Source organism: Chitinophaga sp. ARDCPP14 (genome assembly GCF_051362515.1).
Lineage (GTDB): Bacteria > Bacteroidota > Bacteroidia > Chitinophagales > Chitinophagaceae > Chitinophaga.
The window spans coordinates 133,875-147,395 of the sequence record NZ_JBKIXB010000006.1 but is presented as its reverse complement, the minus strand read 5'-3'; the positions used below and the strand labels follow the sequence as shown (position 1 = coordinate 147,395).

Below are 13,521 nucleotides of genomic sequence, written 5' to 3'. Positions count from 1 at the left end.
TTGTTTATTATTCGTAAATAACGGTGTGCTGATTGATCGTGCGTACTTTCAGATGATGGATCGCCGCCAGCACCTGTGCTGCTTTTTCGGGCGCCATATCTGTTGGCAATTCCGTGGTATATCTGGTGGTTCTTACATGTTCCTGTGTGGTGGTGATGGTGATGCCGAAATTTTTTTCCATCAGTATCACCATGTCGTGGAAAGTAACATCATTGAAAACGAGTTTGCCATCCTTCCATCCGGGCAGTTGTTCGTCTACCGGTGAAACTTTTATCTGCCCGTTGTTCCGGTTGTACACCAGTTCCTGGTTTTGCCCGAGGATGTGTGCGGGTGAGGCTTTTCCAGAGATGCTTACTTTGCCGGATACCACTCCTATGCTGAGGGTGTGTATTTCTTTATAGGCGGCGATGTTGAAAGACGTTCCCAGTACGGTGGTCTGGAGCGGACCGCTTTCTACAATGAACGGTACGCCGGGATTTGTTTTCACATCAAAGAAGGCTTCCCCGTCAACCAGGTCGAGTTTTCTTTCTTTGGAGAGGTTGTCGGGTATCCGGATCGTGGAGCCGGCGTTTAACATCACTATTGATCCGTCGTTGAGGTGAATGGTTTTTCTTTCACCGGTGCGGGTAGCGTAGGTGGTCCAGGTAGCCCGCGGGTGTGGATGCAGCAGGTACCAGGCCGCCCCGGCGCCTGCCAGCAGCAATACAGCCGCTGCAGCTCTTTTCCAGCCACGGGTAAGATAAAACGTTTTAGCGACTTCAATTTGCGGCTGGATATTTAGCCACATTTCGCGTTTTATATGCTGTTGCTCCGCCTCATCCATTTCTGGTAAAGCTGCTGCATCGAACGACTGGTACCATTGTTCTATGAGTTGGTTTTCCGGTCCGGAGCTATGCCCCAGCATATACTTTTTAAAAAGCTGTCTGATTTTACTGACTTCCAAAGCGCGCGATTTTATTACTTATCTGAAAAAATAATATCCGGTACTAGTCCGGTTTAAAAAATATTTTCCCTCCGGGAAAAGGATGCCTGGCAGCGGATCATCTCCGGGAGATAGCCCTTTACCACCAATGATATGGCCTTCCCGGGGACAGCCATTCCGGGAACGCCCCGTCGTCTGCATGAATGATGCGCCCCGGGCAATGGATGACACAGTACCGCCTCTCCCCTGCGGGGAGCCTGCCGGTAACAAAGGGAAAAGGTTAGATCATCGGGCCAATCCTGCACGCCGGGAAAAACTTTATCCGGCGGACTACTGTTGCTGATGTAACTGGGAGAAGAGGTAGATTAATACCAGTGTCCAGTCGCCGGTGGAAGAGGCTTTCAATGAAGTACGGAGGCGTTTTAAGGCATCTGTCAGCTGATTCTTTACGGTTTGTTCTGAAATATTAAGTGTTTTTGCAATATCGGCGATGGTGTAATCATCCTCCCTGCTCAGGCGGAAGATCTGCTGCATGCGGGCAGGCAACCTGCCGATCTCGGTTTCGATTTTGGCTTTTAGTTCTTTGGTTTCTAATGTATCGGTCGCAATGTAATCGTCGAAAGTATCAAAAAAATCCGCCTTTTTAATTTCTGCGGCACTAAAGGCATAATGGCTGATCACGCGGTACCGGATGGCGGTGAACAGGTACCGGCCCAGGTCTCCCTCCTGCGTTACCCGGATATCGTTCCTTCTTCTCCATAACGTAATCATCACCTCCTGCACCATGTCTTTCGCCTCATCTTTATCCACACGCTGACAAGCCTTTAAATAAAGGGCCTGCCAATATTTATCATAGATAGATTCAAAAGCAGCTGTATCATCTCTTTTTATAAGCTGTAATAAGTCTCCATCACTCATCATTTTTCGCGCATATTAAAAGTGGGTGAATACCTCATCATCTCTCCCGCGGCCGAAAATTAATGATAATTATTTTAGCTTTCCCGCTTTTGTAAAATGCATTTAGCAAAATGTAACGGAAACGGATGGTCTTTACGTATACCCCTTCGCGTTTGGGACAATATTATCTTCGCTTACAGATAATGGCGCGGATATTGCTTTTGATGGCGGTCAGATTTTCTTTGGCCACGCTGCATTTTTTTTAAAATTAATCAGGTAGTATAAAGAAAACCGCGAAAAAATTGTGACATTACAATAATATGATTATCCTGAGCCCGGCATTTTCACTGCCAACAGCAGTTGTTTTTGCTTAAATTAGTAACATGTCAACACCCGGAACCATAACGATATCCCAACGATTGAAACAATTCTCACACTTCCTGATAGGAGACCCCAGACGGTTCTCGCTGGAAAACCGCATATTCAATGCGATATGTGCTATTTCCCTCTTTATTATTGCCATTAACGTACCATATAATTATATTACCGGCCTTACGGTTACCTCGCTCATCTTTGCTTTACTGGTGCCTGCATTCTCCTTTATTTATTTTTTGTCGAGATACCGGAAGAAGGTAAATATCAGTATAGCCATTGCCGCGATCGTTATTAACGTGAGCTTCGCTATTAACTATTTCTACAGCGGGGGAATACAGGGCGCCTCCCTGTTGTCCTTTACCCTGGCGTTCTTCCTGGTCATGCTGATTTCCTCCCGGAAACAATATTACTGGTGGCTGGCGCTGAACCTGCTCACCGTACTCGGGCTGATCATGTGGGAATATTATCACCCGGCGGTGGTAGATGCGGTTTATAAAACGAGGAAAGACATTTTTGCAGATATGACCCCTACCTATATTATCTGCGTGTGCGTAATTTTCGTAGGAACGGTTTACCTGAAAAATGCGTATAACAAAGAAAAGCAGCAGGGAGAAGAAAAAACGCGCGCACTTGAAATCATGAACACGGAAAAGAGCAAACTCTTTTCGCTGATCTCGCACGACCTTCGTAACCCATTGGCAGCGATACAATCGTACCTCCAGCTGATGCGGGAAATAGAACTGGACCCCGAAAATAAAACCCAGATAGAAACGGAACTGCTGTACGTGGTCAACAGCACACAGGAGATGCTATATAATATCCTTGTATGGTCTAAAACGCAAATGGACGGGCTCAATGTAAATCTTACTCCTGTAGACGTGGCATCGGCCATACATCCCATTCTTAAAATCAACAAAATGGCGGTATCCAAAAAAAAGATCAGCCTGGATACCAATATAGACGCGTCTATAAAAGTGATGGCCGACATCAATATGCTGCAGCTGATTGTGCGTAACCTGCTTGGCAATGCCGCCAAGTTCACCCCTTCCGGTGGAACCATCTTCATCAAAACCAGCAGGGCCGGCAATAAATGCTTAATTGAAGTGAGAGACAGCGGTGTGGGTATTGACCTGTCCAGGCAACCGGATATTTTCTCCCTGAAAGTACGTTCCACTTTCGGAACAGATAATGAAAAAGGGATTGGACTGGGGTTATTCCTCTGTAAGGAATATACCACCGCGCAGGAGGGACAGATCTGGTTTGAAAACAACCGCGAAGGCGGAAGCTCCTTTTACCTGGAACTTCCGCTGGCCAACTGATTATTCTGCTTTGAGGCTGTTCACCGGGTTGGCCGTAGCAGCCCTGATAGCCCGGTAGCTAACAGTTAAAATGGTGATGGCGATCGCAATAAACGCGGCCAATACAAAGGTTGTCCAGCTCATTTTTACCTGGTAGGCAAAATTCTGCAGCCACCGGCTCATCACATACCAGGCAAGCGGACTGGCAATAACAACAGCCACCAATACCAGTTTCAGGAAGTCTTTCGACAGCATGGCCACAATACCCGTTACTGACGCGCCCAGCACCTTGCGGATGCCTATTTCCCGGGTACGTTGTTCCGCTGCATAAGTGATCAGCCCGAATACTCCCAGGGACGCAATTAATACGGCCAATATGGCAAAGGAAATGAAGATCCTGCCTGTACGCTGTTCTGCAATATAGAGGCGGTTAAAATCGTCATCAAGAAAAGAATAGACGAATGGCTGCCCACCCATACCCGGCTGCGCTTCGTAAGCGGTTTTTATCTTTGCAATGAGTCCCTGGATATTACTGGTCTGGATGCGGAATGCCATTGACTGGAAATTTTCCCGTAGCCGGAACACCATTGGCGGTATTTTATTCCTTAAGCTACCGGCATTGAAATCTTTTACCACTCCTATTACTTTCAGCGGCCTGTCTCCATCGGCATAGAGATACTTTTCATTCAGATCCCTGAAATCAAATAACCGGGCTGCCGTTTCATTGAGCAATACAGCAAAAGTATCGGAAGGCATGTCTGGCGAGAAATTCCGGCCACTGGCCATTTGCATGCCCATTGTGTGGATGTAATCCGCATCCACATACCATTCCGGTACGCCGGTTACCTGCCCGGTGCTGCGGGCGGCATCTTTTGAATAGATATTGGTGTTCTGTCTTATATCGGTAGGCAAAGAGCCGGTCATGGTACCCGATTCCACACCTGGTATGTTCAGCACTTCATTTTTAAAGTTGCGGGCATGTGTCCACAACGACTGGGTATTGCCCAGGATGAGCACCTGTTCGCGGTCATAACCAAGCTTTTTATTCCGTATATAATTCAGCTGACTGTTGATCACCAGCGTGCCTACAATCAACAGGATAGCAGAAGCAAACTGGAAAACCACGAGGCTGTTCCGCAACCATCCGTTCCTGAAACCGCTGTTCAACCGGCCTTTCAGCACTTTGATAGGCTCAAAGCCCGACAGGAAAAAGGCGGGATAACTGCCAGCCAGCAACCCGATCACACCAGCAGTTACCAGCAGGAAAGGCAGCAGCCATAAAAAATACCCCGCCTCCAGCGTAATGTTTTTTCCTGACAGCTGGTTGAGATACGGGAGCAGTAAAATGGCGAATGCCACTGCCAGTATCAGGGCAAAGAAGCTGGTCAGCGTAGACTCCGTAAGGAACTGGAAAATCAGGGAAGACCGTTGGGAACCCAGCACCTTCCGCACCCCTACTTCTTTGGCGCGCCCGGCTGAGCGGGCGGTGGAGAGGTTCATGAAGTTAACGCAGGCAATCAGCAGAATGATGATCGCCACCGCAATGAAGATGTACACATATTGAATATTGCCGGAAGGTTCTGCTTCATCGGCCAGCGGGGAATATAAATGAATGCTTGCGAGCGGCAGCAGGTTATATCCAAAATGCCCCCCTGATTTTTGGAGATCTGCAAAGGTACTGCCGGTCATTTTCTTCAGCGGCCCCTCCATATATTTTTTGGTAACGGCATCCACATAGCTTTGCAGTTGCGCGCCGGTGGCGCCTTCCCGCATTAATACATAGGTGGCGTAGTTGTCTGACATCCATCCGCCGTTTTCCCGGCTTTCGGGTAATTCGGACATGGCGCGCACAAAATCGAAGTGCAGGTGCGACTGATCCGGCACATCTTTTATTACACCGCTGATCTGGTAAGTGGCCACATTATCTGTTTGCAGTGTTTTACCCACTACATCGGTGCTATTAAAGTATTTGAGTGCCATCCGTTCGGAGATGACCATGGTATTAGGTTGGGTGAGCGCGGTTTTAGGGTCGCCGCTGATTATCTGCAAGCTGAATACATCGAACAGGGTGGAATCTGCAAAGCAGGCATTTTTTTCTACCAGGGTGGTGTTCCCTTTTTTTACCAGGATACTTCCCTGGCGGATAAATCGTACATAGTTTTCCACGTTGGGATATTCCTGCAGCAGCACCGGGCCCAGCTGGCTGGGGCTGAATCTTTCTTTAAAGGCATTGCCGTTTACAAAGAAATCAGCATTGATACGATAGATCCTGTCGGCTTTTTTATTGAACCGGTCGTAGCTCAGCTCATCTGTTACGAACAAAGTGATAAGTAAACAGGTGGTCATGCCAATAGCCAGCCCGAATATAGTGATGGCTGAAAAACCTTTGTTTCTCCAAAGGTTCCTGAGTGCAATGCTGAAGTAATTCTTAAACATAATATGCAGGGCGTTCTAATTGGATGCCGGAAATCAGGAGACATGATAATCAGCACTTTAACATCAATACACGACTACCGGATGCCCGGTTTCAATACAGCAGGTGTCCGATTACGGTCATGGTTTATTAAGTGGCAACAGCCAAAAATAAACCTATTTTAATCGCCCGATATAAAAAAAGCACGGCAGGAAACCCGCCGTGCTGCATAATTTGTTTTACTCTATTACAGGAACATGCCTCCCGAAGCTTCAATACGTTGCGCCGTGATCCAGCGGGCTTCTTCGGTACACAGGAACGCTACCACGCCGCCAATATCGTCCGGTACGCCGGTGCGTCCAAGGGCTGTTTGGGCAGCAATATGTTTAATTGCCTGTGGTGCATGTTCAAAAACGGATTTTGTAAAATCTGTTTCAATAATGCCGGGAGCTACTACATTGGCAGTAATGCCGCGCGCACCCACTTCTTTAGCCAGGTACCTGGTAAACACTTCTATGGCGCCTTTCATGGAAGCGTAGGCGGCATATCCGGGTGTGGCAAACCGCGCCAGGCCGGTCGACAAATTAATGATACGACCATTGTTATTAATAAAAGGCAATGCTTTCTGTGTGAGGAAGTATACGCCCTTTAAGTGCACCTGATACAGCTCATCAAAATCTTCTTCCGTAGTATCGGGGATGAGGGAGCTTCTGTCGATGCCCGCATTGTTTACCAGGAAATCGAATTTGCCTTCGCCGGTGTTTTCCTGCAGGTGCGCCGCAACTGTTGCCAGGAATCCATCGAACGATTTTGTGTCGCCGGTATCCAGCTGGTAGGCGATGGCTTTTTGCCCGATAGCCTGGATTTCTGCTACTACCTTGTCGGCCTCCGCCTGGTTGCTTCTGTAAGTAAGGATGATATCGTGCCCGCTTTTAGCGAGTTGTAAAGACATATTCTTACCTAATCCGCGACTGCCACCAGTAACCAGGGCTATTTTGTTTTTTGTTGCCATTTTGTTTTATTTTTTTTGATAAGACAAATTTCCGGGAATCTTTCCGGCTGGTTATGGTGACTACTTAAGTATTTAATGGTACCCGTTTAAGTATTTAGTCGTTTAACAGGATCTCCAGCTGCTGTTTCAGTTTTTCTTCCACTTCCGGTCCTTCAAAGCCGATGTTGGCGAAAATGATGTTTCCTTCTTTGTTGATGAGATAGGAAGCAGGAATGATGTTAAACTTGAACTTATCTCCTGTGGCCGGGTCGGTATTATAATACACCGGGAAGGAATATTTTTTATTACCGCTCCAGCCCTGCGCGTCGCCCAGGGTGTTGCGGGCGCCGCTGTTGGCAATCATAAAAACCACATCGGGGTGTTGTTTATATTGATCGTACAATTTCTGCAGGTAGGGCATTTCCTGCATGCAGGGTACACACCAGGTGGCCCAAAAGTCGATCAGTATGATCTTGCCTTTCAGTGAAGCGGCTGATACCGGCTGACCTTTCATATCCACAAAGGAGCTGAGTGGCGGGGCGGGACGGTTGATCCGTTGTTTCTTTACTTTTTCTATCAGTATTTTTTTCCGGAACTCCTGCAGCTGGTTCAGTTGAGCGGTATTATTGGTTTGCTGGTAATATGTTTCCGCGTTGTCGAGTGTTTCTTTATCTGCATAATAATCCACGGCTTGTTCCATGTGTTTGTCTGCTGCTGCCAGGCGTCCCTGTTTCATATCGATGAGACCCAGTACAGATGCCAGATGCCGGCTGGCTTTATTATACACCGCATTACGCGTACTATCGTCTGCATACGGATAGATGTATCCCGTTTCCGGGAAATGACGGATCACGCCTACCGGGTAGCTGCGTACGCTGTCTAACGCCAGTTGTGCATACCGGCGTGCGGTATCCAGCGAGAGGTTATTATCCAGCAGTGTTTGCGCAATCTGTTGCCAGGTGATCACCTTGTAAGGATTTTCCTTTTCGGTGGTCATAAAACGGGCATGATATAATGCTTTGTTACTGTCTTTTCTTACAGCATAATATTGAAACAGGACATCGTGCATTTCTGTGAAAGATTCCCTGTTTTCCGGGGTTTCCTTTTTCAGTTCGTTTTCAAAGAAGGTGATCTGCCGGGCTGTGTCTTTTCCTTTCGCCACGATGCCGGTCATGATATCCCGGCCCAGTGCGGATTCCGGGTAGCGTTCCATCACTACGCGCCGGATAGAGTCCAGCCGGGAGTTTTCGCCGATGATCAGGTAGCCCATGGTTACCTTATTCATGTTGCCGGGAGTTGTGGGCGCGCTGTTAAATTTGTCTGCAATCACCTGGTGTGCCTGTGCCTTGAACTTTTCTTTTTCTTTGGCGTTGGTGGCCTTGTTCATTTCGTAGGTAAGCAGGCGCAGTTTTGCTTCGTAGTTGTCCGGGTAACGTTTCAGTTCTTCTTTATAAAGCGCGGCCTGTTTATCGGCCAGTAGAGGAGACTTGCCCATTTGCGCACTAAGACTGTAAGCTTTGTACAGCGCCATGTCTTTTACGGGCACTTTGTTTTTATACACCGCTACTTCGTAGTGCCGGTCTTTTGCCGGCTTATCCACAGCATCGCCGCTTTCCAGGTAAAAGGTAGCGAAGGTGGTGTAGTCGGCCAGTACAAAAGAGGTGGTCCATTTATTCCCGGTACGCTGCATATTCATGCGCCATGCAAGGTTGTAAAAGTTGGAATAGGAAAACACGAGGGTGACCGGCGCAGCGGTAACCGGAATGCCAGCTCCCGGCGCAGCGGGATCGTAAGTGACCGTAACGGTCTGACCACGTTCCGGATATTCCGGGGTGATCACTACCCGTTGTTGTGCATATATTTTACCGGCTGCCATGGCAGCCAGTAAAAGTAGGATGGTTAATTTCTTCATATCGGCAATGGTTATTTGTACCCTTCGTTCTGGGTAAGGTTAACATTGGTTCTGATGGCATCAGAAGGAATCGGGTACAGGGTATCGGTAGACTGCCAGTTGGCGCCTTTAATCGGTCCCAGCACCGCATCCGACCTTTTGGTACGTTTCAGGTCAAACCAACGGTGACCCCACTCTGCAAACAATTCCACTTTTCGTTCCTGCTCCACTGCCAGCAGCAGGGCGGGTTGTGTGAGGGAAGCGGACAAACCGGGCAAACCGGCGCGTTGACGGATAGCATCCAGGTCGGCGCGGCCATCATCCAGTTTTCCTTGCTGGATGCGGGCTTCCGCACGGATGAGGTATTGTTCTGCAAGACGCATTACCATGGAGTATTCGGTAATGCCGCTGGTGCTGGTTCTTACTTTGTATTTATAGGGAAAGTAAACAGTAACGCCTGCAGTGGTCTTGTTAGAGGCAATCCATTTCGTAAGCCGCAGATCATTCGGTTCGTATTTTTTAATCAGGTTGGTAGTATCCAACCTGAATACCGCGGTACCAAAGGCGCCCGTGGTAGGGTTAATAGCTGGTGTGGAAGTAAATCCTTCCCAGGTATTGCGGCCACCCAGTACATTGAGGGGCTGCAGCTGCCAGATAGCTTCATCGCTGTTAGCCAGGAATACTTTATTCAGATCTGTTACCAGTGAATAATGGCCATTGCCGATAACCAGTGATGCGGTGGTTTCTGCCAGCGCCCAATTTTGATTATACAGGTAAACCCTTGCCAGTAAAGCGTTGGCTACAGATTTATCCGGGCGTATATGCTGCCCCGTAGGATAATCATCTCCCATTAATTCCACTGCCGCTTTAAGATCCGTGATGATAGCATTATACACGTCTGCACGTGGTGCGCGTGGTTTCACACCATTTGCTTTGTAATCGGTGCCGGTGATCAGGGGTACATCTCCATACATATTTACCAGGTAAAAATAACAGAATGCACGCATGAACAGGGACTCTCCCATTAATTGGCTCTTCACAGAAGGCGTTAATGCGGTTGCTGTGGAAAGCCCTTCCACGCAGGCATTTGTCTGGTAGATATAACTGTAAAGATCCGCAAACATACTTTGTACATACTGGCTGCTGGGCAGTAACCTGTTTTCTTTAAAAACATCGTAGTTGGCGAAGCTGGAAAAATAAGCCATATCATCTGCCTGCATAGCAGTCAGGTAGTTGATGAGCACATTTGCAAACTGGTAGTTGAACGAGTACATGGTGCCATATAAACCGGTAACAGCGGCCGTAGCAGTTTTATCATCTGTAAACACCAGTCCGGATACCAGCTCATTCTTTGGTAACGGCGTATCCACATACTTGCTGCAGGAGCTGCTGCTGAAAAGGAGGACGCCGATTAAAAATATATGAATTCGTTTCATGGTAAATCTTTTTATGATCTGCAAAACAGGAATATTCTTTATAAAGCAAACTGAAAGCCGATGGTATATGCTTTCAATGGCGGCATTACCATACCCTGTGTTTCAGGGTCAAGACCTTTATAGTTGGTAAAGGTGAGCAGGTTTTGCGCCAGTGCATAAACACTGATATTATTAACTTTCCAACGTTTGGTATATTTCGACAGGTCATATCTCACCGAAACATTTTTCAGGCGGATATAAGAAGCATCGCCCCAACTGGCGGTAGAGAGGCTGTAGTTCCTGTAGTTAGCCGTTCCTGCGGAGGTAGTAGCGCCGGGCACATTTGCGTTGTCGCCTTTATTTTTCCACCGGTCGAGTGCGCGCAGGTCCTGGTTGGCAAATGTGCCGATGGCCGGACTACTGTATCCATAGCCAATTTGCGGGCCTTCCTGTTTTACAAACTGCAGCAGGAAATCAAGACTAATGCCTTTATAAGTAAAGCTGTTTTGTAACCCACCGTAATATGCAGGCATCGTTTTACCCAGTGTTACGTAGTCGTCAAATTCCGCCGGATCGGTGGTGGTGCCGCTATTACTGAAGAACTGTGCCAGGCCTGTTTCGGGATCAATACCCACAAACTTGTATCCTCTTACAATGGTCAGTGACTGTCCAACTACGTACAAGTCTTTGTAAGCAGAGCCTTCAATGCCCGGGAACGATTTCAATTCGTTTTTACTTACCGTCAGGTTTAACGATGATTTCCAGGTAAAGCCAGGTCGCTGAATATTAATAGTATTCACTTCAAATTCCCATCCGCTGTTAAGCACAGTTGCTGGAAAGTTGGCAGTGATAGAGGGGAATCCCACCTGCGGGGTAAGCTGATTCTCCACCAGTTGATTACCGGAAATGTTATGATAATAGTTGGTGTTAAACAGTATCCTGTCTTTCAGGAATCCCAGCTCCAGTCCTATTTCTTTTTTACGGTTTTCCTCCCATTTATATAATGGATTAGGTAACCGGGAAGGTGCGAGTCCGGGTACGCCATCATAAGGATAGGGATTGGAAGTCCAGCTGTCGAGATACTTGTAGTCACCTATGTTATCATTACCTGTAAGGCCGATGCTTGCACGAAGTTTACCAAAGCTGAGGAAGCTCACATCTTTCATAAAACCTTCTTTGGTAAATATCCAGGCAGCGCCTATAGCGCCGAAATTACCAAAACGGTTGCCGGGGCCGAAGCGGGTGGAGCCATCACGGCGATAAGTGGCATTCACCAGGTATTTTCCGTCCCAGTTATAATTGATCCTTCCGAAAACGGATGTGTAGCGGTAAAAGGAGTATTGCGATGGATTAGGGAGGACGAGACCGGCCGCCTGCTGGTCTTCCAGCAGTGCATCACTGGAAAAGCCGGTTGCTTTTACGGACTGTCCCTGTTTAATGGTTTGTTGCCAGGTACCGCCCACCATTACCTGCAGATCGCCTTTTGCGATGGTTTTGTTATAATCTATCTGTGGTTCTATGATGTAAGATCCGACATCGGCATTACCGAAGTACGACATACTCCCGGTGGAAGTAAGCGGATTAAAGGTAGCATCCGGATATACCTGCACCTGCTTCATATTGGATTTATTATATCCGAGGCTGGTTTTCAGATTCAGTCCAGGCAGGATAGTATACCTGATGGTGCTGTTGGCCACGAGGTTATTAGTATTTACTTCAGAACGGCGCAACAGGTATGCCTGTGGATTTTGAGCTGTTGAAAACCAATAATATTTACCGGCGGAGTCATACAGCGGGTAATTTGGCGACATGTTAAAGAAAGTGGTAAGATCACTTGCCAGCGAATTATCTTTATTGGCGGAATAGTTCACAGAAGTGCTGATGTTAAACTTACCATCGGCGCTGCTGTGATTTAAATTGAAGTGGCCTGCACCGCGCTGGTAGCCGAGGCTTCCAGGCATTACCGTTGATTCCTTGTGATACGTACCGCTTAATATAAACTGTGTTTGTTCATTGCCCCCTGACACTGAACCCTGTGCTTCCGTAGTATGACCAGTGCCCCCGATCATGAACTTTTGCCAGTCGGTGGTATGTTGCTGATCCCAAAGGGTCAGGTCTGGTGCAACATCTTCGTCGTATGGTTTATTATCGTTTTTGAAGGCTTCCTTACGCATGGCAATGTATTCGGGCGTATTAAGCATTTTCACGGTATTCACTACTTTATTTGCGCCCGTGTATACGTTGAAGTTAGCCTGTGTTTTACCTGATTTACCTCTTTTGGTGGTGATGAGCACTACACCGTTGGCACCCCTGGAACCGTAGATAGCGGTAGCATCTGCATCTTTCAACACGTCGATACGTTCAATATCTGAAGGATTGATGGTAGCCAGCGGGCTTTGATTACCGTTGGCAGAAGTAAACTGGTTCAGCGGATCAGAATAAAAGGGTACACCATCAATGATGTACAGCGGATCGTTTGGGCGGCCAACAGAACTTTGTCCTCTTATCACTACTTTAAAGCTGGATCCGGGTAACCCATTAGAAGATGATATCAACATACCGGCCATCCGGCCCTGCATGGCGGCCAGCGGGTCCATTACCGGCTGTGAGGCAATGTCTTCCGCCTTTAGGCTGGATACCGATCCGGTGTTATTGCGTTTGCTGGTGGTGCCGTAGCCAATCACTACAGTTTCGTCCAGGCTGCTGGCGCGTTGGCGAAGGAACAGCTGTAATGGGCCATAGTTCCCGATACGAACAGTATATGGTTCGTAGCCGACGTAGGTTAGCACCAGTTCATCGCCGGGACCTGCTGCGAGAGAGAAATGTCCGTTTTCATCCGTGATGGTACCAATATTAGAGCCTTTCACCTTGATGGTTACCCCGATAAGCAGGTTACCTGCGGCATCTTTCACCACACCCGTCACCGGTTGCTGAGTGGCTTCCGGTGCGGTGCTGATGTTGTTGCTGCCTGCGGGCAGCGCTTTCTTTTTGATGAAAATTGTTTTGTCTTTGATTGTGTAATCCAGTGGCTGGCCTTTAAAGATTTCGGTAAGGAAGTCTGCCAGCCTGGTGTTTTCCGCCTTGATGGTAACCGGTTTCACGGTGCGCAGCAAGTCCCGGTCGTAAAAGAACAGGTAGCCGGTTTGCTGTTTTACGGAGGTAAACACCTCTTCCATCGGCGCGTTTTTCACCGATACAGACACTGTTTGACCAAAGGCACCCGCAGATACTTTCAATGTCGCCACAATCATGAGAACAATCGTTAATCTCATAGTAAGTGCAATTTTGGTTGGGGAAAGTCCAGGCATAGAAAGGACTT

At 47.7% G+C, this 13,521-nt stretch carries 8 protein-coding genes; 1 reads left to right on the top strand and 7 read right to left on the bottom strand.

Going from position 1 to position 13,521, the window contains the following annotated elements:
* Positions 1–7: 7 nt before the first annotated feature.
* Together ACLHR0_RS17955 and ACLHR0_RS17950 are read right to left on the bottom strand one after the other, a co-directional pair.
* Positions 8–943, bottom strand: a complete 936-nt coding sequence (locus ACLHR0_RS17955) for a FecR family protein (protein WP_436488384.1) — start codon at positions 941–943, stop codon at positions 8–10.
* A 309-nt stretch (positions 944–1,252) separates the two neighbouring features.
* Complete coding sequence (locus tag ACLHR0_RS17950) at positions 1,253–1,843, bottom strand: RNA polymerase sigma factor (RefSeq protein ID WP_370911593.1); 591 nt, start codon at positions 1,841–1,843, stop codon at positions 1,253–1,255.
* A gap of 359 nt (positions 1,844–2,202) precedes the next feature.
* On the opposite strand from ACLHR0_RS17950, the gene ACLHR0_RS17945 reads away from it, so the two are divergent.
* Positions 2,203–3,513 carry a sensor histidine kinase gene (locus ACLHR0_RS17945; protein WP_436488382.1) on the top strand — a complete coding sequence of 437 codons (1,311 nt, stop codon included), beginning with the start codon at positions 2,203–2,205 and terminating at the stop codon, positions 3,511–3,513.
* On the opposite strand, the gene ACLHR0_RS17940 is transcribed toward ACLHR0_RS17945, so the two are convergent.
* From ACLHR0_RS17940 to ACLHR0_RS17920, 5 genes are all read right to left on the bottom strand, one after another.
* Positions 3,514–5,928 (bottom strand): ABC transporter permease, encoded by a 2,415-nt coding sequence (locus ACLHR0_RS17940; RefSeq protein WP_436488380.1) that lies wholly within the window; start codon positions 5,926–5,928, stop codon positions 3,514–3,516.
* A 224-nt stretch (positions 5,929–6,152) separates the two neighbouring features.
* On the bottom strand, positions 6,153–6,917 hold the full coding sequence (locus ACLHR0_RS17935) for an SDR family NAD(P)-dependent oxidoreductase (protein ID WP_436488378.1): 765 nt from the start codon (positions 6,915–6,917) through the stop codon (positions 6,153–6,155).
* Positions 6,918–7,011: 94 nt separating this feature from the next.
* Positions 7,012–8,808 carry a TlpA family protein disulfide reductase gene (locus ACLHR0_RS17930; protein WP_436488376.1) on the bottom strand — a complete coding sequence of 599 codons (1,797 nt, stop codon included), beginning with the start codon at positions 8,806–8,808 and terminating at the stop codon, positions 7,012–7,014.
* A gap of 11 nt (positions 8,809–8,819) precedes the next feature.
* On the bottom strand, positions 8,820–10,223 hold the full coding sequence (locus ACLHR0_RS17925) for a RagB/SusD family nutrient uptake outer membrane protein (RefSeq protein ID WP_436488374.1): 1,404 nt from the start codon (positions 10,221–10,223) through the stop codon (positions 8,820–8,822).
* Positions 10,224–10,261: 38 nt separating this feature from the next.
* Entirely contained in the window at positions 10,262–13,474 is a 3,213-nt protein-coding gene (locus tag ACLHR0_RS17920) for a TonB-dependent receptor (RefSeq protein ID WP_436488372.1), read from the bottom strand.
* Between the last annotated feature and the right edge of the window lie 47 nt (positions 13,475–13,521).